Origin of the sequence: Methylobacterium sp. C1 (genome assembly GCF_001854385.1) — a bacterium.
Taxonomy (GTDB): Bacteria; Pseudomonadota; Alphaproteobacteria; order Rhizobiales; family Beijerinckiaceae; genus Methylobacterium; species Methylobacterium radiotolerans.
In genome coordinates this window covers 2,927,433-2,945,854 of sequence record NZ_CP017640.1, presented here as the reverse complement: position 1 = coordinate 2,945,854, position 18,422 = coordinate 2,927,433, and the positions used below count along the sequence as shown (strand labels likewise).

At 71.2% G+C, this 18,422-nt stretch carries 19 protein-coding genes; 8 read left to right on the top strand and 11 right to left on the bottom strand.

The window, feature by feature from the left end; all coding sequences use genetic code 11:
• The first annotated feature begins 71 nt into the window (after positions 1-71).
• Both BKE41_RS13595 and BKE41_RS13590 read left to right on the top strand, forming a co-directional pair.
• Positions 72-650, top strand: a complete 579-nt coding sequence (locus BKE41_RS13595) for an NAD(P)H-dependent oxidoreductase (protein ID WP_012319423.1) — start codon at positions 72-74, stop codon at positions 648-650.
• 348 nt (positions 651-998) lie between these two features.
• On the top strand, positions 999-1,331 hold the full coding sequence (locus BKE41_RS13590) for a hypothetical protein (RefSeq protein WP_070999562.1): 333 nt from the start codon (positions 999-1,001) through the stop codon (positions 1,329-1,331).
• A gap of 48 nt (positions 1,332-1,379) precedes the next feature.
• Here the strand turns inward: BKE41_RS13590 and BKE41_RS13585 are convergent, their stop codons facing one another.
• Together BKE41_RS13585 and BKE41_RS13580 are read right to left on the bottom strand one after the other, a co-directional pair.
• On the bottom strand, positions 1,380-1,931 hold the full coding sequence (locus tag BKE41_RS13585; protein WP_070999561.1) for a hypothetical protein: 552 nt from the start codon (positions 1,929-1,931) through the stop codon (positions 1,380-1,382).
• Between the two features lie 289 nt (positions 1,932-2,220).
• On the bottom strand, positions 2,221-2,436 hold the full coding sequence (locus BKE41_RS13580; protein WP_012319420.1) for a hypothetical protein: 216 nt from the start codon (positions 2,434-2,436) through the stop codon (positions 2,221-2,223).
• A 314-nt stretch (positions 2,437-2,750) separates the two neighbouring features.
• Between BKE41_RS13580 and BKE41_RS31650 the strand changes: the two genes are divergently transcribed.
• Positions 2,751-2,903 carry a hypothetical protein gene (locus BKE41_RS31650; RefSeq protein ID WP_012319419.1) on the top strand — a complete coding sequence of 51 codons (153 nt, stop codon included), beginning with the start codon at positions 2,751-2,753 and terminating at the stop codon, positions 2,901-2,903.
• A 3-nt stretch (positions 2,904-2,906) separates the two neighbouring features.
• Here the strand turns inward: BKE41_RS31650 and BKE41_RS13575 are convergent, their stop codons facing one another.
• On the bottom strand, positions 2,907-3,386 hold the full coding sequence (locus tag BKE41_RS13575) for a hypothetical protein (RefSeq protein WP_012319418.1): 480 nt from the start codon (positions 3,384-3,386) through the stop codon (positions 2,907-2,909).
• A gap of 153 nt (positions 3,387-3,539) precedes the next feature.
• The gene (gene serA, locus BKE41_RS13570) at positions 3,540-4,790 is read right to left on the bottom strand and encodes a phosphoglycerate dehydrogenase (RefSeq protein WP_070999560.1); all 1,251 of its coding nucleotides are present in this window, start codon (positions 4,788-4,790) and stop codon (positions 3,540-3,542) included.
• A 337-nt stretch (positions 4,791-5,127) separates the two neighbouring features.
• Here serA and BKE41_RS13565 point away from each other — a divergent pair, with 337 nt between their 5' ends.
• Positions 5,128-5,976, top strand: a complete 849-nt coding sequence (locus tag BKE41_RS13565) for a transglutaminase family protein (protein WP_029359643.1) — start codon at positions 5,128-5,130, stop codon at positions 5,974-5,976.
• A gap of 48 nt (positions 5,977-6,024) precedes the next feature.
• Here BKE41_RS13565 and BKE41_RS13560 read toward each other — a convergent pair whose 3' ends face one another.
• The gene (locus tag BKE41_RS13560) at positions 6,025-6,792 is read right to left on the bottom strand and encodes a Crp/Fnr family transcriptional regulator (protein WP_063110463.1); all 768 of its coding nucleotides are present in this window, start codon (positions 6,790-6,792) and stop codon (positions 6,025-6,027) included.
• A gap of 528 nt (positions 6,793-7,320) precedes the next feature.
• Here BKE41_RS13560 and rpsA point away from each other — a divergent pair.
• From rpsA to BKE41_RS13540, 4 genes are all read left to right on the top strand, one after another.
• Positions 7,321-9,033: a 30S ribosomal protein S1 gene (rpsA, locus tag BKE41_RS13555; protein ID WP_012319414.1), complete on the top strand. Its 1,713-nt coding sequence runs from the start codon at positions 7,321-7,323 to the stop codon at positions 9,031-9,033.
• 343 nt (positions 9,034-9,376) lie between these two features.
• Positions 9,377-10,339, top strand: a complete 963-nt coding sequence (sppA, locus tag BKE41_RS13550) for a signal peptide peptidase SppA (protein ID WP_012319413.1) — start codon at positions 9,377-9,379, stop codon at positions 10,337-10,339.
• Positions 10,340-10,389: 50 nt separating this feature from the next.
• On the top strand, positions 10,390-10,701 hold the full coding sequence (locus BKE41_RS13545; RefSeq protein WP_012319412.1) for an integration host factor subunit beta: 312 nt from the start codon (positions 10,390-10,392) through the stop codon (positions 10,699-10,701).
• Positions 10,702-10,719: 18 nt separating this feature from the next.
• A complete protein-coding gene (locus BKE41_RS13540) occupies positions 10,720-11,088 on the top strand; it encodes a LapA family protein (RefSeq protein ID WP_012319411.1) in 369 nt (122 codons plus the stop codon).
• 10 nt (positions 11,089-11,098) lie between these two features.
• Here BKE41_RS13540 and BKE41_RS13535 read toward each other — a convergent pair whose 3' ends face one another.
• The 6 genes from BKE41_RS13535 to BKE41_RS13510 all read right to left on the bottom strand — a co-directional run bounded on the left by BKE41_RS13535 (position 11,099) and on the right by BKE41_RS13510 (position 18,331).
• Positions 11,099-11,758, bottom strand: a complete 660-nt coding sequence (locus BKE41_RS13535; protein WP_058607025.1) for a phosphoribosylanthranilate isomerase — start codon at positions 11,756-11,758, stop codon at positions 11,099-11,101.
• 61 nt (positions 11,759-11,819) lie between these two features.
• Positions 11,820-12,926, bottom strand: coding sequence for a DUF2125 domain-containing protein (locus tag BKE41_RS13530; RefSeq protein ID WP_070999559.1), 1,107 nt, complete (start codon positions 12,924-12,926; stop codon positions 11,820-11,822).
• Positions 12,927-13,063: 137 nt separating this feature from the next.
• Positions 13,064-13,510, bottom strand: a complete 447-nt coding sequence (locus BKE41_RS13525) for a hypothetical protein (protein ID WP_012319408.1) — start codon at positions 13,508-13,510, stop codon at positions 13,064-13,066.
• A gap of 132 nt (positions 13,511-13,642) precedes the next feature.
• A complete protein-coding gene (locus tag BKE41_RS13520) occupies positions 13,643-14,422 on the bottom strand; it encodes a lysophospholipid acyltransferase family protein (protein WP_063110464.1) in 780 nt (259 codons plus the stop codon).
• Between the two features lie 74 nt (positions 14,423-14,496).
• Complete coding sequence (locus BKE41_RS13515; protein ID WP_070999558.1) at positions 14,497-15,015, bottom strand: hypothetical protein; 519 nt, start codon at positions 15,013-15,015, stop codon at positions 14,497-14,499.
• 118 nt (positions 15,016-15,133) lie between these two features.
• Positions 15,134-18,331: a multidrug efflux RND transporter permease subunit gene (locus BKE41_RS13510; RefSeq protein WP_012319405.1), complete on the bottom strand. Its 3,198-nt coding sequence runs from the start codon at positions 18,329-18,331 to the stop codon at positions 15,134-15,136.
• Positions 18,332-18,422 lie beyond the last annotated feature (91 nt).

Genomic DNA, 18,422 nt, shown 5'->3' with positions numbered 1-18,422 from the left:
GCCCCCGGGTTCGACCCGCGTCTGGAGCGGCGCGGCCGGCTCTGGCATGATCGGGACAACCGGAGAGCGCCATGGCCCTGACCATCCCCGTGATCCTCGGCAGCGTCCGGGCCGACCGCATCGGCATCCGCGCCGCGCGCTTCCTGATCGCGCAGCTCGCGGCGCGCGGCCACGCCGCCCCGCTGGTCGATCCGGCCGAACTGGCGCTCCCGCTCCTCGACCGGATGTTCAAGGAATACCCGGCCGGGACGGCCCCGGAACCCCTGCAGCGCTGCGCCGACCTCTTCCGCCGCGCCGACGCCTTCCTGGTCGTCACGGCCGAGTACAACCACGGTGTGCCGCCGGCGCTGTCCAACACCCTCGATCACTTCCTTGAGGAGTATTTCTGGCGGCCCTCGGCCATCTGCTGCTACTCGGCCGGCCAGTTCGGCGGCGTCCGGGCCGCGATGCCGCTGCGGGCCATGCTCGCCGAGATGGGCATGTCGAGTATCCCCTCGCTCCTGCCGATTCCCCGGCTCCAGAAGGTCGTCGACGCGCAGGGCGTCCCCGCCGAGCCCTGGCTCGCGGCGGCGGCCGGCCGCTTCCTCGACGAGCTGGAATGGCACGCCGAGGCCCTGCGGGACCGGCGCCGGCGCGGCACGCCGTACTGACCCGCGGAGCGCCTCCCGGCTGGCGCCGACTCGTGCCGGGCGGTGACCGCGAGGCCGTGCGGCCGCCAGCATCGTCCCCGGCGAATCGGAGGTATTCGGGCGGCGATGCTGGCCTCCACGCGGGGGTTTTCTGTGCCCTGAATCTGTCGAGATAGCGCATTCGATTCTCGAAACGCCCAAATACTCGGCACGTGATTGTAGAACAACTGAGCCGGATCGCGGCGGCGAGACGGTGAACGGGCAGAGCGCCCCGGTCGCGAGACAGTATTGCGCTGTTGCAAAAAGGTGGCTGCACACGGCCGCGAAGTATGAGAGCTTGGCCGTGTTCCCGAACCCGGACCGATTCCGATGAAGATCGACGATAGGGCGCTCCTGCAGGAGCGCGTGCGGACACTTGTCCTGCGCCACGCCCTGGAAGCCGTGCTGGACCGCCTCGCGTCCGTCGCGCGGGAGGCGGGCAAGGATGCGGAGACGGAATTCCTGAATCTGGAGCAGTCGCTCGTCTCGGCCGCGCGCGGCCTCGCCGATCGGGCCACCGCCCAGAAGCTGGCGGTGCTGGTCGCCGTCGAGGACGCGGGCACGACGATCCGGGCCGCGTTCGACAACGCCCATGACCGTCTCGAGGTGCTTCGGCCGGCCCACCTCACCCTCGTCGCGCCGACCGCGGCCGTCGCCGCCTAGGCGCGCACGGATCGGCCTCTGCCGGGAACGCGCGGCGCGGACCGGGCCTCAGCGCGGGTGCGCCTCGGGCAGGGACGCGCCGGCGCTCGCGGGCGCAGGCCCGCGGAACGTCGCGAGACCGGCCGAGAGCCGCACCATCGTCGCGAGGCCGAAGGCGAGGAAGACGGCCCCGCCGGTCAGGACCACCCGCTCGATCCGGTCGGTGTTGATGATGTGGTCCGGCACCTCGACGCATTGCACGAGGATCTCGGCGACCAGCCCCAGGACCAGCAGGGCGAGGCCGCCGTGGTGGCAGAGGGCGTCGATCGCCGCCTCGTGCTCCGGATCCTCGCTCGGCAGGCCGCCGAGGAGATGGCTCACGCCGTGGCGCTCCTCCAGCACCACGCCCCAGCCGATCAGGATGACCCCCATCCCCTCGATCAGGTGGCCGGCTTCGTGGATCGTCGCGTGGGTCCGGAAGCCCGTGCCCCAGAGCAGCGACGCGACCTCGACGAGCGCCAGCGTCAGCGGCAGCGCGATCAGCGCGTTGAACACGACGATCGACCAGCGATCGAGGAGTAGTTTTGCCAGCATGGACCGGAGCGCAGTCTGAACGCGCATGGACGCAGAACTCGGGCGCGACGCGGGCTCACCGATCCCGGTCAAGCTCAGCAAGACCGCGCCGCTCCGGCTTCGTCGAGGACGGACGGCATTCGGGACGCGAGGTCCGGTTTCCAGGACTGAACGCGCTACCACGCGCCCGATACAGGCGGCGCCCGCCGCCGCGCAGCTCACGTCTCCGAGTCGCGTCACCCGGCCGGACAGGTCCACGACGCTCCTCGCCGGCGCGGCCCGGTAGGGCGGAACGTCGGATCGGGCAGGCGCGTGCGCGACGCGCCCGCCCGGCGCCTCACTGCTTGGCGCGGTTGATGATCGCCCAGAGCGCGCGGGCGACAGGCTCGGTGACGGTTCGACGGTACTTGCGGTGAACCAGTTGCCCGTTGTGGTAGACGTCCTGCTCCACGTAGAGCCGCTCGCCGTCCCAGCGGACGATGTTGTCGGACTCGGTGGTCTCCTCGACGCCGAGATCGCCTCGGAGAATCGAGTTGCCTGTCTGGGTCAGCATACGCGCGTCCTCGTTCACGCAGTCGGTCCTACCCGGGAAGCGCCATCGCGGCCCGTGCAGCGCGACCCCAGGCAGCCCCCGACAAGGGCAGCATAGGAGGGCATCGGCGGACTTGCCAGCGAGGCGGTGGACGCAAGCGCCCGACCGTCACGTCGTCCCCGGCCGGGCCCGCGAGCCGGCCGGCCGGGAGGGCCCTTAACGTTACCCGTGTGCGCTTCGGCACGTTCAGCTCGGCCGTAAGGTGCGATGCTTCACATGCGCACCCTGTCTCTCTGCACGACGCAGGCGGGATCGGCGGCGCGACGGAGGCGTCCATGCTCGCTCGCCCGTTCCGCCTGATCGCCCCGGCGCTCGCGGCCCTCGGCCTCGTCGCCCTGCGCCTCGCGAGCCCGTTCATCGGGCCGGTCTCGCCCCCGCAACCGGGCGCCTCCGACGACGGCGGCGTCGTCTTCCGGCACTATCTCTGAGACTCAACCCCGGCGGCTCAGCACGGGAGCCGCGGCCGGCAGCGGGCACGACGCTCCGGCCGCGGGCCCGAGGATGATGTCGCCCTGGCGCGGGTTGTTCACCGTGAAGGGCGCCGTCTCCTGGAGGCCGATGAAGCCGCGCCCGAGCTGCGGCACGAACAGGTCGCCCCCGAACCGGACGAAGCAGCGGTCGAGCACCGCCTCGTAATCGAAGGTCCGCTGGGTGACCGGGGTCCCGCCCGCGGCCGGCACACCGCAATAGGCCGCGATGTCGATCTGTCCCGGCCGCGCGAGCCGCACCGGGAGCGACTGGCCGGGCAGCAGGGTAGCGGGCGGCCCGCCGTCCTGACGGGCGACGAGGACGAGGTTCGACCGGTTATAGACCCGGCGCAGGCAATCCGCCGACGCGCCGGAGACGGCCGAGACCGACCCGGCGATGCCGAGCAAGAGGCCGGCCCATGCGCACGCTACACGCTTCGTCACCGCAATTCCTCCGCCGGCCGGGCGCTCGATCGGTCGAGGCCGTCGATGTGCCGTGCATGACTTGAACAGCGGCCAGCTTGGCCGCGCAAGACGAACGCGGCAAGACCCGCCGCGTTCACGCGCGTCGCGGAAATTCCCGCGCGCGCCTCGCGGTCAGCGGCGCTCGTACAGGAGGCGGGCGCGGATCGTGCCCGGGATGGCGCGGATCTCGGTGAGCAGCGCCTCGGCATCCGCGTCGGTGGCGTCGGTCTCGAGCACCACGTAACCGACCTCGCCGTCGGTCTGGTAGAACTGCGCGGCGATGTTGACGTGGCCGCGGGAGAACACGTCGTTGAGCCGCCCGAGCATGCCGGGCAGGTTGCGCTGGACGTGGATGAACCGCGTCCCGGTCGGGCGGGCCGGGAGCTGCACCTGCGGGAAGTTCACGGCGCCGACGGTCGAGCCGATATCGGAGTAGTCCACGAGCTTACGCGCCACCTCGGAGCCGATCCGCTCCTGCGCCTCCTCGGTGGACCCGCCGATATGCGGGGTGAGGATCACGTTCTCGAGCCCCTGGAGCGGGCTCACGAAGGTTTCGGCGTTCGAGCCGGGCTCCACCGGGAAGACGTCGACGGCCGCGCCCTTGAGATGGCCGTCGCGCAGGGCCGCGGCCAGCGCCTCGAGATCGACCACGGTGCCCCGGGCGTTGTTGATCAGGAAGGCGCCGGCCTTCATCGCCCGGATCTCGGCCGCGCCGATCATGTTGGCGGTGGCGTCAGTCTCCGGCACGTGCAGCGAGACGACGTCGCTCTGGGCCAGCAGATCGTGCAGCGTCTCGACCGGCTCGGTGTTGCCGTGGCGCAGCTTGTCGGTGTGGTCGTAGAACAGCACCCGCATGCCCATGGCCTCGGCCAGGGTCGAGAGCTGCGTGCCGATATTGCCGTAGCCGACGATGCCCAGCGTCTTGCCGCGCACCTCCAGCGAGCCCGCCGCCGACTTGTCCCAGCGGCCCGCGTGGGCCCCCACCGAGCGCGGAACGATCCGGCGCAGCAGCATCACGATCTCGCCGATCGTCAGCTCCGCCACCGACCGGGTGTTCGAGAAGGGGGCGTTGAAGACCGGGATGCCCCGGTGACGCGCCGCTTCCAGATCGACCTGGTTGGTGCCGACCGAGAAGCAGCCCACGGCCAGGAGCCGGTCCGCCGCCTCGAAGGCGGCCGCGTCGAGCTGCGTGCGCGAGCGGATGCCCACCATGTGAACGCCCTGGAGCGCCTCGTGCAGGGCCTCCCGGTCCAGCGCCTTCGGCAGCCGCGTCAGGTTGGTGTAGCCGGCCGCCCGCATCAGCGCGACGGCGCTGTCGTTGATGCCCTCGAGCAGCAGGACTCGGATCTTGTCCTTCGGCAGGGAAAGCTTGTCGGGCGTCATGGGCGTCGATCGTCTGGCAGCAGGCCGTGCCCGGCGGAGCCGGCCGACCCTGGAATCGAGCGGCCTGGGATAAGAGGGCGCCGTGTGCGTTGCAACATGGCGCAGTGACGGACGGCCCCGCTTGACCGCAGCCCCGCCCTCGGCCTGCCGCATGGCTGCCCCCGAGGCCCCGAGGCGACCGCCGCGCGGCCCTTGCCAAATATTCAGGCAGCTCAAACTGTCTTGAACTGACCTCGCTGACGGAACCTGACCTCGGCTCGCGGTTTGTAGGGCCCTGTACTGTAACGATCCGTCTGCCGGCCCGGCCGGACAGCGACCATTTTCACGGTCTCCGACGATGCACATCCGCACCGGCTTCTCGATCGCCTTCGACACGTTCGGCCCCACGCCGATGAACCTGCTCCTGAACGTGCGCCCGGAGCGCCGGGGTGACCTCCTGACGCCGGAGGTGATCACCTTCGATCCGCCGGTCGCGGCGGCGCAGCACATCGACGCCTTCGGCAACGTCTGCACGCGCATCGTCGCGCCGGGCGGCCGGATCACCGTGGCGGCCGATTTCACGATCGCCGACAGCGGCCTGCCGGACGATCAGGCCCCGGGCGCCCGCCAGATGGCGGTGCAGGATCTGCCCGACGACGTCATGCCGTACCTGCTCGGCTCGCGCTACTGCGACACCGACAAGCTCTCGCAGACCGCGTGGTCCCTGTTCGGCGGCACCCCGGAGGGCTGGAGCCGGGTCCAGGCGATCGTCGATTTCGCCCATACCCGCCTGCGCTTCGACTACCAGCAGGCCGACGCGACCCGCACCGCCTTCGACGGCTACACGCAGCGCGTCGGCGTGTGCCGGGACTTCGCGCATCTGGCGATCACCCTGTGCCGGTGCATGAACATCCCGGCGCGCTACGCCACCGGCTACCTCGGCGATATCGGCGTCCCGAAGGATCCGGCGCCGATGGACTTCTCGGCGTGGTTCGAGGTCTTCCTCGAGGGGCCCGAGGGACCGCGCTGGTACACGTTCGACGCCCGCCACAACCGGCCCCGCATCGGCCGCATCGTCATGGCCCGCGGGCGCGACGCCACCGACTGCGCCCTGACGACGAGCTTCGGCGCCGCCCACTTGGTCCGGTTCGACGTCCACACCGACGAGGTGACCGAGGCCCCCGATACGCTGGCCCGGGCCGCCTGAGGCGCGCGCCCGCCGGACAGTCCGCCGGACAGTCCGCCGGCCCGCCCCCTAGACCGCCTCGGCGGCCTCGCGGGCCGGGATCGAATTGTTCGCGAGGTGCAGGAAGGTCTGGTCGAACTCCGCGACCTCCGCCAGCGCGTCCCAGTCCTCGATCGTCAGGAGGCCGCCGCTGAGCGTGACGAGCCCGCGTCCGCGAAGGGTGCGCAGGACCCGGTTCAGGTGCACGCTGGTCAGACCGAGCGCGTCGGCGAGTTCGGACTGCTTGGGCACCAGCGGGCAGCTCAGGCCGCGCGCGAGCCCGACCGCCTTCTGCCGCAGGTACAGTTCGCAGAACAGGTGGGCCACGCGGCCGAGCGCCTGCCGCCGCCCGAGGCTGGTGATGCGCTCCCGGTAATGGGCGGCGTCGATGAGGCTGTCGCGCCAGAGGGTGCCGGCGAGCCCCGGATTGCTCAGGAGGACCGCGCGCAGGTCGTCATGCGCGATCAGCGCCACGACGCAGGGCGTGAGGGTGCCGAGGTTGTGATCCATCCGGTGCAGGTGAAGGCTCTGCAGGTCCGGCAGGTCGCCCGCGATGTAGAACGACAGGATCTGCCGCCCGCCCTCGGCGAGGGCGGCGTAGCGGTAGACCCAGCCCTGCAGGACGAGGCAGCTGTGGGTCGGCCGGTCGCCGAACCGGACGATGTCGTGGCGGGCCGGCAGGTTCCGGACCGTGTGCGGCAGGTCGAGGAGCGCCGCGCGGTCGGAATCGGCCAGGCGCGAGATGCTGTCGAGCTTGCGCGCCAGCATCTCCATCGGGGTGCTGTACCCGTTCGGCATCGGAGGCTCAGCCCCCGGATCGCGCGGTCCCGCCGCGCCGACGGTGGTCAACCCGTAAGTCGTGATCAGGACGCCGCACGCTTCACCCCCTAACACGCCCCGCATCGCCGGACCGGCCCGGATCCCGGCCGGTCCGGCGATGCCCCCCTCGATTCGCGGAAGCGCGACCGCGAGTGTTCGATGGCGGACACGTTCGCCAAAACCGCCGCCGGCGGCAAGACCGCCCGGTCTCCGCGGACCGTCCGCCTCCCGCCGAGCCTAAAACCCTAATCGGTTGAAGTCGCAAGGGCGATGTTGTAAGGGACGCGCGTCCTCCCGGATCCGCCCTCGCGCGCTCGTCTTCTGGCGCGCCCGCCGGGCCGCCGGACGGACCGCCCTCGTCATCCGTATCGACGCGTCGGCAAACCGGGTCCCACGGGACCGGTCGCCTCTCCCGAAAGACTCCGGGAAGGCCGCGGCGAACGGGGGCGCCTGCAACGCGAGCCGCCGACGCAACGGGCCTCCGCCGGGGGCCGTTCAGGAGACAGAATGACCGCAGGTACCGCTCTGGGGCGTGGCCCGAGCCGCGAGGATTTCGCAGCCCTCCTCGAGGAGAGCTTCCTCGAACACGAGATCACCGAAGGCTCCGTCGTCAAGGGTCGCGTCGTCGCGATCGAGAAGGACGTGGCCGTCATCGACATCGGCGCCAAGACGGAAGGCCGTGTCGCGCTCAAGGAATTCACCGGTCCCGGCCGCGAGGGCGAGCTGAAGGTCGGCGACGAGGTCGAGGTCTACGTCGACCGGATCGAGAACGCGCTCGGCGAGGCCGTCATCTCGCGCGACAAGGCGCGCCGCGAGGAGAGCTGGGTCAAGCTCGAGAAGTCGTTCGAGAACAACGACCGCGTCACCGGCACGATCTTCAACCAGGTCAAGGGCGGCTACACCGTCGACCTCGACGGCGCCGTGGCGTTCCTGCCGCGCTCGCAGGTCGATATCCGTCCGGTCCGCGACGTCACCCCGCTGCTGGGCACCCCGCAGCCGTTCCAGATCCTCAAGATGGATCGGCGCCGCGGCAACATCGTCGTGTCGCGCCGCACGGTCCTCGAGGAGAGCCGCGCCGAGCAGCGCTCGGAGCTGGTGGCCAACCTTGAGGAAGGTCAGGTCATCGACGGCGTCGTCAAGAACATCACCGAGTACGGCGCATTCGTCGACCTCGGCGGCATCGACGGCCTGCTGCACGTCACCGACATGGCGTGGCGCCGCGTGAACCACCCGTCCGAAGTGGTCACGATCGGCCAGACCGTGAAGGTCAAGATCATCAAGATCAACCACGAGACGCACCGCATCTCGCTCGGCATCAAGCAGCTGCTGGCCGATCCGTGGGAGGGCATCGCCGCCCGCTACCCCGAGGGCGCCAAGCTCAAGGGCCGCGTGACCAACATCACCGACTACGGCGCCTTCGTGGAGCTGGAGCCGGGGATCGAGGGCCTGATCCACGTCTCCGAGATGAGCTGGACCAAGAAGAACGTCCATCCGGGCAAGATCGTCTCCACCTCCCAGGAGGTCGAGGTTCAGATCCTGGAGGTCGATCCGGTCAAGCGCCGCATCTCGCTGGGCCTCAAGCAGACCCTGCAGAACCCCTGGGAGGCCTTCGCCGAGAAGCACCCGGTCGGCTCCGAGGTCGAGGGCGAGGTCAAGAACAAGACCGAGTTCGGCCTGTTCATCGGCCTCGAGGGCGACGTCGACGGCATGGTCCACCTGTCGGATCTCGACTGGAACCGTCCCGGCGAGCAGGTCATCGAGGAGTTCAAGAAGGGCGACATGGTCCGCGCCCAGGTTCTCGACGTCGACGTCGAGAAGGAGCGGATCTCGCTGGGCGTGAAGCAGCTCGGCGGTGACCCCTTCGCCGAGGCCGGCGAGATCAAGAAGGGCCAGATCGTCACCTGCGAGGTGATCGAGGTGAAGGATGCCGGCGTCGAGGTGAAGATCGTCGACACCGACATGCAGACCTTCATCCGTCGCGCCGAGCTCGCCCGCGACCGCGGCGACCAGCGTCCCGAGCGTTTCGCCGCCGGCGAGAAATTCGACGCCCGCGTCGTCCAGTTCGACCGGAAGGCCCGCCGCGTGCAGGTCTCGATCAAGGCCCTCGAGGTCGCCGAGGAGAAGGAGGCCATGGCCCAGTTCGGCTCCGCCGATTCGGGCGCCTCGCTCGGCGACATCCTCGGCGCCGCCTTCAACAAGAAGCGCTCCGACGACGAGTGAGCGACGGCCTCCGCCGCCCGGCCTGTCCGGGCGGCGGATCCGCCGCGTCGTGACCCGCGCGGGACCCCGGTCCCGGGCGGGTTTTTCTTTTGGCACCGACAATTCAAGGTTGCCGAACGCGGGCCGCGAGCCCGGTCGCGCCGTCCGACGCGACAGCGGCCCGCCGCCCCGTCATTTTCTTCGCGCGCCCCGTATCCACGCCCGCGGAAAATGCTCTAGAACACCGGCCTCGCACGGCTCGGACCGAGCGAGCCGAAGGAAACCAAGGACTTGCCCGGCGCGGGGGTACGCCTCCCGCACCCCGTCGAGGGGCCGGTCGGGGTGCTTTAGGGGAAGCGACAGCATGGCAGCCGATGCCGAACTGCTGATTGACCGGCGGCGCCTGCGCCGCAGGTTGTCCCTCTGGCGCGTGCTCGGCGTCGGCGGCCTCATCGTGGCGGTCGGGGCTCTCGGGTACCGGGTGCGGACGGGCGCGGACGGCGCCTTCGCGGTCCAGCCGCAGATCGCGCGCATCTCCGTCTCGGGCTTCATCGCCGGGAGCGAGGCCACCGCGAAGCTGATGAAGCGGGTCGGCGATTCGGACGCCGTGAAGGGCGTGATCGTCTCGATCAACTCGCCGGGCGGCACCACGACGGGCTCGGAGGAGATCTTCCGCAACCTCCGGGCGCTCGCCGCCAAGAAGCCGATCGTGGCCTTCGTGGACGGCACCGCCGCCTCGGGCGCCTACATCACCGCCATCGCGGCCGATCACATCGTCGCGCGCGAGACCAGTCTGGTCGGCTCGATCGGCGTGCTGTTCCAGTACCCGGACTTCTCGGGTCTCCTGGACAAGGTCGGCGTCAAGGTCGAGTCGGTGAAGTCGTCGCCGCTCAAGGCCGAGCCCTCGGGCTTCACCCCGACCTCGCCGGAGGCGCGCGCCGCGCTCGCCTCCGTGGTCGGCGACACCTACGCGTGGTTCAAGGGCCTCGTCGCGGAGCGCCGCGGCATGGATCCGGCGCAGCTCAGCACCGTCTCGGACGGCCGGGTGTTCAGCGGGCGCCAGAGCGTGCCGCTGAAGCTGGTCGACGAACTCGGGGGCGAGCGGCAGGCGGTGGCGTGGCTGGAGAGCGCCCGCGGCGTCCAGGCGAACCTGCCGATCAAGGACTGGAAGCCCGCCTCGGAGAGCCGGTTCTCCCTCTGGTCCGCCGCCGGGATCGGCGCCGACCTCCTCGGCCTGGAAGGCCTCGCGGCGCGGCTGCGGGCCGTCGGCGCCGAGGCCGAGGCCGCCCGGGGCGGGATGCTCGCCCTCTGGCGCCCGGAACCCTGAACGACCGCCGCCGCGCAGCCCGCCCCGATCCCGCGAGAAGATCCCACGCCATGATCAAGTCGGAGCTCGTCCTCAAGATCGCCGAGCAGAACCCGCATCTCTACCAGCGCGACGTGGAGATCCTGGTCAACGCGATCCTCGACACCATTTCCGACGCGCTGGCCCGCGGCGACCGGGTCGAGCTGCGCGGCTTCGGCGCCTTCTCGGTCAAGCGCCGCGAGGCGCGCCGGGGACGCAACCCGCGCACGGGTGCCGCCGTTGCCGTGTCCGAGAAGGCGATCCCCGTGTTCAAGACCGGCAAGGAGATGCGCCAGCGCCTCAACGCCGCCGGGATCGGCGAGAATGCCTCGGCCGCCGAGTAGGAAGGACCTGTGAGCGCGATGATCCGTTTCCTGAAGAGCCTCGTGCTGCTGCCGATCGCCGCCCTGGTGATCCTCCTGGCGGTGGCCAACCGCGCGCCGGTGCGGCTCTCCTTCGATCCGTTCAACGTGGACGCGCCGGTCTTCAGCGTCGATCTCCCGCTCTACGCGATCCTGTTCGGCGCGGTGGCCCTCGGCATCGTCGTGGGCGGCATCTTCACGTGGCTGGGTCAGGGCAAGACCCGGGCGCGGGCGCGCTACCACCGCCGCGAGGCCGTCCGGCACGAGCGCGAGGCGACCCGACTGCGGGCCTACGCGCCGGAGACCGAGACCTCGGGCGCCTACACGGTGCCCAATACGGGCCGGACGGCCCTTCCGGCCCCGCGCTGAGCCGGGGGCCTCAGCGGCCGCCGCGCGCGGCGGCCACGAAGGCCGCGATCCGCGCCGGATCCTTCACACCGGGCGCCGTCTCGACGCCGGACGACACGTCGACCGCGCCGATCCCCGTGCGGGCGAGGGCGTCGGCGACGTTACCGGCATCGAGACCGCCCGACAGCATGGTGCCGGCCGGGAGCGCGGCACCGCGCAGGATCTCCCAGTCGAAGCGCCGGCCGTTGCCACCCGGCAGGGCAGCATTCGGCGGGGCCTTGGCGTCCAGCAGGATCCGGTCGGCCACCGCCGCGTAGGCGGGCATCGCCGCGAGATCCGTCGACGTCGCGACGCCTATCGCCTTCATCACCGGCCGCCCGGTCCGGGCGCGGATCGCCGCCACGCGCTCCGGGCTCTCGCTCCCGTGGAGCTGGATGAGGTCCGGATCCGCCGCCTCGACCGCCGCGGCGAGCAGCGCGTCGTCAGGATCGACGAGCAGGATGACCCGCTCGGCCCGCCCGCGGGCGCGGGCCGCCAGGGCGGCGGCCTGCGCGAGCGAGACGTGCCGGGGACTGCGCGGGAAGTGCACGAGGCCGATCCAGTCCGCCCCGGCCTCCAGCGCGGCGGTCAGGGTCGCTTCGGTGCTGAGCCCGCAGATCTTGACGCGAGTCGGGGACGCGGATGAGGCCATGGGCCCTCTATAGCCGATCTCGCGACGCCGAGCAGGTCCGCGACCCGGGTCAGCGGGTCGCCTAGTACAGCGCCGGCACGTAGACGTTGGGGATCGGGAAGCCGCTGAAGACGACCTTCCCGTCGACGAGCCGCAGCGGCGGGAGCGCCTTGAGCGGCGTCGCGTCGGCCGGCGCGCCCGGGTTGGGGCGCTGGGCCAGGCCCAGGAGTCCGCCGACCAGCTGGCCCACGAGGGCACCCTTGTCCGAGCCGAAGCGCTGGCCGACGATGCTGCCGACCAGCGCGTCGACGCCGGCCGCCCGCAGATCGACCTGACCCGCGGGGCGGTGGGCGGCGTCGAGGGCGAGCGTGCCCTTCGCCTGGACGCGCTGCGGGCCCTTGGCCAGCGACAGGGCCGTCAGGTCCAGGGCGCCCCCGGCCTGACGCCAGCGCTCCAGCTCGCGCGCCACCGTCCCGGTGCGCAGCACGGTGGCCTGGGTCAAGGTCGCGTCCACGGCCAGATCGGCCGGATCCTGCGTCCCGGTGAGGGCGTCGAGCTGCGGCACCGCCGCTTGGTTCAGGCGCAGGCTGATATCCACGGCGCCGTCGGACTCGAACCGGCCGGGGCTCGGCCGGGCATGCAGCTCCAGGTGCCGGCCCGAGACCGCGATCGGGTCGGGCTCGGCGCCCGTCACGGAGATGTCGGGATTGTCGACGACCAGCGAGGCGCGGGTGAACCCTCCCGCCGCGCCGTGGAAGCTGCCCTGGAGCGCGGTCCAGGACGCGTCGCCCGTCAGCGGGCCCTGCTCGACATGGAACGGCCCGACGCTCTCGAACACGACGAGGCGGGGCTGATAGATCTGCGCCACGGCGGTGCTCGGCCCGAGCCGGAAGCGGCCGTCGGCGCGCTCGAGGGTCACGGCGCTGCAGCGCAGCTCGAGGCGGAACGGGTAGCCCCCGAGGGACCGGTCCGCACAGGTCCAGGTGCGCCCGGCCGCCGCCTCGCGGGCGATCCAGCCGTCGATCTCGCTGGCCGCGCGCTCACGCATCCACAGCCAGCCGGCCGACCAGCCCGCCACCACGAGGGCGAGCAGGATGTAGGGCAGGAACAGCCCGAGCCGGGATCGCCGCGCGCCCCGAACCGGGGCTGTCCCAGCGGCGCTCTCCGGCCGCGTCCGATCCTGCACCATGCGCTCCGCTCCCCGACCCCGTCCCCTCGGGGACATCGTGGCCCCGCCTTGAGGCCATGCACGGGGCGAAACTGGGGCAGCGCCGCCCGGGGTCGACCGCCACGGACGCGATCCGTTCCTGCGCGGCGCGTTTCCGCTCAGACCTGCGCCGGCTCGACGGTGTCGACCTGCAGATCCTCGACGATCGCCGTCCGCTCGGCCTCGTTCTCGGCGAGGCGGTGCACGTGCATCTCGGTGGCACCCCGGCGACGAACACGGTCGAGCCAGGTCCGGCGCAGATGGTCGCGCGGGCTCTCGCTGGAGCTCGCCACCGAGACCATCTCGGCGATGCCGGCATTGTCCCGGCGGACGGCGATCACCACGGCCTGCGCCATCTCGTCGAGGTCGAAGCCCCCGGCCGGATGGACACCGACCACGTAGCGCCGGCCGGAACGGCCACGCCAGGCCGAGAGCGGGAGCGCGGGGGAGCCGCGCAGACCCGCGGTCGTCTTGAGGCGTTCTTCACGCACGTCCTGCCTCCGGGTGCGATCGTCCTTCAGGTCGCGGAGCGCGGCCGACCAGGACAGGGCTCTTCTGTTCGCCATTTGTTCCAACCTAACGCGCGATATCCACAGGCGTCAAGGGCGACGTTCCTAGAGGGAGATGTGGCGACGATGCCCGTTATCCACAAGCCGCCGGGCACCGGCCCGACGCGGAAAACCGCGCCCGCGAGCGGCTCAGCGACGGGCGTCGGCGGCGGCCGGCGCCTCGTCGGCCGGCACGGCGTGCCCCTCGGCCGCGAGGCCCTGGAGTCCGCCCTCGACGAGGGCGTTCGAGGCCGTCTCGAGACGCTCCTGGGCCAGCGCCTGGAACGCCTGGCGGGGCAGGCCCGGGGGGATGGGCGGCAGGAACTCGATCACGGCCCGGCCCGGCCGGCGCACGAGGCTGTTGCGCGACCAGAACAGCCCGGTGTTCAGCGCGACGGGCAGGCAGGGGACGTTCAGGGCGGTGTAGAGGTGCGAGAGCCCCTGCTTGTAGGCGGGCGGCGCCCCGACCGGACGGCGGGTCCCCTCGGGGAAGATGATGAGCTGGCGCCCGTCCCGGATCGCCGCGCCGGCGGCGGCGTTCATCAGGCTCATGGCCCGGGTGCCCTTCGACCGGTCGATCGCCACCATGCCGCTGCGCGACAGGTACCAGCCGATCAGCGGGATGAGCAGCAGCTCCTTCTTCAAGATGTAAGCGAAGTTCGGCAGCACCGTGCAGAGGGCCAGGGTCTCCAGGGCCGACTGGTGCTTGGCCGCCACCAGCAGGGGGCCGGGCGGGATGTTCTCCAGCCCGCGGAACTCGACCCGCGTCCCCGCGACGACCCGCAGGAGCCACAGGGTGATCCGCCCCCAGGCGCGGGCGAGCCGCAGCACCGACCGGCCGGAGACCAGCATGGGCAGGCCGGCGAAGGCCAGGACCGTCGTGACGGCGTAGAAGCAGACGTTGAAGGCGAGAGAGCGCAGGGCGAGCATCGGAAACCGTGTCGTGGCGGCTCCCCTGTAGCGCGCCCGCGCGTCCGGGGCCAAGGGCGGCGTCGCGGGAAGCGTCAGGTCCCCTCCGGGCGATGCCGGTCCCGGAGAAGGCCGGCGCCGCGCCCGGCCACCAGCCAGTAGACCAGCCCGGCGCTGGCGCCGACAGCGAACAGGATCAGCGTCAGGCGCGCCTCGCCGGCGAGGAGGGCGGCGTCGCGGGCGCCTCCGCCGGACCGGAGCGCGCCGCGCGTCAGCCAGGGGAGGGCGGCGGTGAGCAGCCCGCAGCCGGCGCCGTACCACAGGACGCCGCGGCGCCCGAGGATCTCACCGCCGAGACCGATCAGGGCCGGGGGCACGAACAGCAGCGCGAACAGCGCCTTGGCGAGGCCGGCGAGGAACAGGGCGAGCCCCTCCGGCGGCAGCCCGGCCGAGAGGTCCGACAGGGCCATGTCGAGGCCGGCGAGCGCCCCGCCGGTCAGCCAGGCCTGCGCGTCCGGGTCGACGAGGAGCGCCAGGACGAGGACCGCGAGGCCCGCGGGGACGGCGAGCAGGAGGGCGAAGGCCCCGAGAATCAGGCGACCGAGGGCGTGCATGCCGCGAGCCTCTACACCGGGCGCCCCCCGCCCGTCGCGCGGAAGCCGCGCCCGACCCTCGCGGATCCGGCGCGGCCTCCGGGTTCTGGCGGCCCGGGCTTGGCGGCCGCGCTGGCCGTCAGCCGTGGGCCGGGGCGGCGCCGCCGGGATCGCCGTGCGTGTGCTTCTTCCGGAATCGGCCCAGCCAGATCGAGAAGTGGCGGATGACCACGTAGAAGACCGGCGTCAGGAACAGGCCGAAGAAGGTCGCGCCGATCATCCCGAAGAACACCGCGGTGCCGAGCGCCTGGCGCATCTCGGCGCCGGGGCCGGTGGCCACGACCAGCGGCAGGGTGCCGAGGATGAACGCGAAGGCGGTCATCAGGATCGGGCGCAGGCGGAGACGGCAGGCCTCCACCGCCGCCTCGACCGGGCCGCGGTGCTCCCGCTGCTCGATGTCGTGCGCGAACTCGACGATCAGGATCGCGTTCTTCGCCGCGAGGCCGATGAGCACGATCAGGCCGATCTGGGTCAGGATGTTGTTGTCCTGCCCCCGGAACTGCACGCCCGCCAGGGCGGCGAGCACGCCGGTCGGCACCACCAGCAGGATCGCGAGGGGCAGCGCCCAGGATTCGTACTGCGCGGCGAGCACGAGGAAGACCAGCAGCACGCCGAGGGCGAAGACCGCGCCGGCCGTGCCGCTCGCCGCCTTCTGCTGGTAGGCGATCTCGGTCCAGTCGTAGGAGTAGCCGTCGGGCAGCGCCTTCTTGGCGATCTCCTCCATGGCGTTGAGCGCCTGGCCGGTCGAGACGCCGGGCTTGGCCACGCCCTGCACCGGGACCGAGTAGTACAGGTTGAACCGCTGCACGATCTGCGGCCCGGTGACGTCCCGCACCGAGGCGAGCGTGCCCATCGGCACCAGCGCGCCGGTGGAGGAGCGCACCTTGATCTGCGAGATGTCCTGCACCGACGTGCGGAAGGCCGCGTCGCCCTGCAGGCGCACCTGGTAGATGCGGCCGAGGGTGTTGAAGTCGTTGACGTAGGTGCCGCCGAGATCCGCCTGGACCGACGAGAACACGTTGGCCAGCGGCACGTTCAGCATCCGCGCGATGGTGCGGTCGATGTCGAGGAAGAGCTGCGGCGTCGAGTTGTCGAAGGTCGTGAAGACGCGCTGGACGTCCGCGCTCTGGTTCGCCTGGGCGATGACCTCGCCGGCGGCGGCCATGAGCGGACCGATGTCCGACGATTGGCGGCTCTCGATCTGCATCTTGAAACCGCCGCCGTTGCCGAGACCGCGGACCGGCGGCGGCGGGATGACGATGACCCGCGCCTCCTGGATGTCGGACGTGGCCTTGAGCACCTCACCGGTGATCACGGCGGCGCTCCGCCCCTGCTCGGCGCGCTCCTTCGCCCCCTTGAGGGTCAGGAACATCACGCCGGCATTGGTCGTGTTCGTGAAGGTGGCGCCGTCGAAGCCCGCGATGATCACCGCGTTGGCCACGCCGTCGACCGTCCGGGCCTGCTTGGCGGCGCGCAGGCACACCTCCGTGGTGCGGTCGAGGGAGGAGCCGGAGGGGAGCTGGACGACGCCGATCAGGTAGCCCTGATCCTGGTCGGGGATGAAGCCCGTGGGCGTCGTCTGCGCCAGATGCAGCGTCCCGGCGATCACCGCCGCGTAGACCAGCAGCATCACGCCGAGGCCGACGATGCCGCCGGTCAGGACCCGGATCAACCGTCCATAGGCGTTCGACGTGGCGTCGAAGGCGCGGTTGAAGCCGTTCGCCAGCCAGTTCACGAACCGGGTCAGGAAGAACTTCGGCTCCTTGCGGGCGTGGTGGGGCACCAGCAGCAGCTTGCAGAGCGCCGGCGACAGGGTCAGCGAGTTGAAGGCCGAGATCAGGGTCGAGGCCGCGATGGTCAGCGCGAACTGCTTGTAGAACTGGCCCGAGATGCCCGGGATGAACGCCGTCGGCACGAACACCGCGGCGAGCACCAGCGCGATGGCGATGACCGCGCCGCCGACCTCGTCCATGGTCTTGTGCGCGGCATCGCCCGGCGACAGGCCCTCGGCCATGTTGCGCTCGACGTTCTCCACCACCACGATCGCGTCGTCGACCACGATGCCGATGGCGAGCACCAGCCCGAACAGGGTCAGGTTGTTCAGCGAGAAGCCGAAGGCCGCCATCGCCGCGAAGGTGCCGATCAGCGAGACCGGGATCGCGATGACCGGGATCAGGGCCGTCCGCCAGCTCTGGAGGAAGACCAGCACCACGATGACGACGAGGCCGACCGCCTCGAACAGCGTCTTGTAGACCTCGTGGATCGATTCCTCGATGAACTCCGTCGGGTTGTAGGCGATGCGGTACTCGACGTCCGGCGGGAAGTTCTTCTTGACCTCCTCCATCACCTTCTTGACCGACGCCGCCGCGTCGAGGGCGTTGGTGCCCGGCCGCTGGAAGGCGCCGATGCCCACCGCGGGCGTGTCGTTGAGGAACGAGTTGGTCGTGTAGTCCTTCTGGCCCATCTCGACGCGGGCGATGTCCTTGACCCGGACGAGGCGCCCGTCCTGCGCCTTGATGATCACCTCGGCGAACTGCTCCGGCGTCTTGAACCGCGCCTGCGACTGCACGACGAGCTGGAACGCCTCGCCCTTGGCGGCCGGCGGACCGTTCAGCTGGCCGGCGGCCACCTGGACGTTCTGCTCCTGCAGGGCGGTCGTGACGTCGGTGACCGAGAGGCCGTAGGCGGCGAGCTTGTTGGGGTCGACCCAGACGCGCTCGGCGTACTCGTTACCGCCGAAGATCGTGATGTCGCCGACGCCGTCGAGGCGCAGCAGCTCGTCGCGGATGTTCAGGTAGATGTAGTTGGCGAGGTAGTTCTGGTCGTAGGTCTTGTTCGGGGAGAGCAGGTGCACGACCAGCATCAGGTCGGGCGAGGCCTTGCGGACCGTGACGCCGAGGTTGCGCACGTCCGGCGGCAGGCGCGGCTGCGCCACCGACAGCCGGTTCTGCACCAGCACGTTCGCGATATCGAGGTTGGTGCCGACCTTGAAGGTCACGGTCAGCAGCATGTTGCCGTCGTTGGTCGACAACGACGTCATGTAGAGCATGTTGTCGACGCCGTTGACCTCCTGCTCGATCGGCGTCGCGATCGTGGCGGCCACGGTCTCGGCGTTGGCGCCCGGATAGGAGGCGCGCACCGTCACGGTCGGCGGCACGATCTCGGGGTACTGCGAGACCGGCAGGCTCTCGTAGGCCACGAAGCCGAGGATCAGGAAGACGATCGACGTGACGGACGCGAAGATCGGTCTGTCGACGAAGAAGTGGGCGAAACGCATCGGTCAAACCTCTGAGGCCCGCCGGTCTCCCGGACGGGGCCCTGCGTCGTCGGTGCGGGGCGCGCCGCGCGGCGCGCACGAAGGCGTTCGT

What these genes read in the sequence shown, in the direction of transcription:
- BKE41_RS13595 (WP_012319423.1), top strand. Translation starts at nt 72, where the DNA reads ATGGCCCTGACCATCCCCGTGATCCTCGGCAGCGTCCGGGCCGACCGC.
- BKE41_RS13590 (WP_070999562.1), top strand. Translation starts at nt 999, where the DNA reads ATGAAGATCGACGATAGGGCGCTCCTGCAGGAGCGCGTGCGGACACTT.
- BKE41_RS13585 (WP_070999561.1), bottom strand. Translation starts at nt 1,931, where the DNA reads ATGCGCGTTCAGACTGCGCTCCGGTCCATGCTGGCAAAACTACTCCTC.
- BKE41_RS13580 (WP_012319420.1), bottom strand. Translation starts at nt 2,436, where the DNA reads ATGCTGACCCAGACAGGCAACTCGATTCTCCGAGGCGATCTCGGCGTC.
- BKE41_RS31650 (WP_012319419.1), top strand. Translation starts at nt 2,751, where the DNA reads ATGCTCGCTCGCCCGTTCCGCCTGATCGCCCCGGCGCTCGCGGCCCTC.
- serA (WP_070999560.1), bottom strand. Translation starts at nt 4,790, where the DNA reads ATGACGCCCGACAAGCTTTCCCTGCCGAAGGACAAGATCCGAGTCCTG.
- BKE41_RS13565 (WP_029359643.1), top strand. Translation starts at nt 5,128, where the DNA reads ATGCACATCCGCACCGGCTTCTCGATCGCCTTCGACACGTTCGGCCCC.
- BKE41_RS13560 (WP_063110463.1), bottom strand. Translation starts at nt 6,792, where the DNA reads ATGCCGAACGGGTACAGCACCCCGATGGAGATGCTGGCGCGCAAGCTC.
- rpsA (WP_012319414.1), top strand. Translation starts at nt 7,321, where the DNA reads ATGACCGCAGGTACCGCTCTGGGGCGTGGCCCGAGCCGCGAGGATTTC.
- sppA (WP_012319413.1), top strand. Translation starts at nt 9,377, where the DNA reads ATGGCAGCCGATGCCGAACTGCTGATTGACCGGCGGCGCCTGCGCCGC.
- BKE41_RS13545 (WP_012319412.1), top strand. Translation starts at nt 10,390, where the DNA reads ATGATCAAGTCGGAGCTCGTCCTCAAGATCGCCGAGCAGAACCCGCAT.
- BKE41_RS13540 (WP_012319411.1), top strand. Translation starts at nt 10,720, where the DNA reads ATGATCCGTTTCCTGAAGAGCCTCGTGCTGCTGCCGATCGCCGCCCTG.
- BKE41_RS13535 (WP_058607025.1), bottom strand. Translation starts at nt 11,758, where the DNA reads ATGGCCTCATCCGCGTCCCCGACTCGCGTCAAGATCTGCGGGCTCAGC.
- BKE41_RS13530 (WP_070999559.1), bottom strand. Translation starts at nt 12,926, where the DNA reads ATGGTGCAGGATCGGACGCGGCCGGAGAGCGCCGCTGGGACAGCCCCG.
- BKE41_RS13525 (WP_012319408.1), bottom strand. Translation starts at nt 13,510, where the DNA reads ATGGCGAACAGAAGAGCCCTGTCCTGGTCGGCCGCGCTCCGCGACCTG.
- BKE41_RS13520 (WP_063110464.1), bottom strand. Translation starts at nt 14,422, where the DNA reads ATGCTCGCCCTGCGCTCTCTCGCCTTCAACGTCTGCTTCTACGCCGTC.
- BKE41_RS13515 (WP_070999558.1), bottom strand. Translation starts at nt 15,015, where the DNA reads ATGCACGCCCTCGGTCGCCTGATTCTCGGGGCCTTCGCCCTCCTGCTC.
- BKE41_RS13510 (WP_012319405.1), bottom strand. Translation starts at nt 18,331, where the DNA reads ATGCGTTTCGCCCACTTCTTCGTCGACAGACCGATCTTCGCGTCCGTC.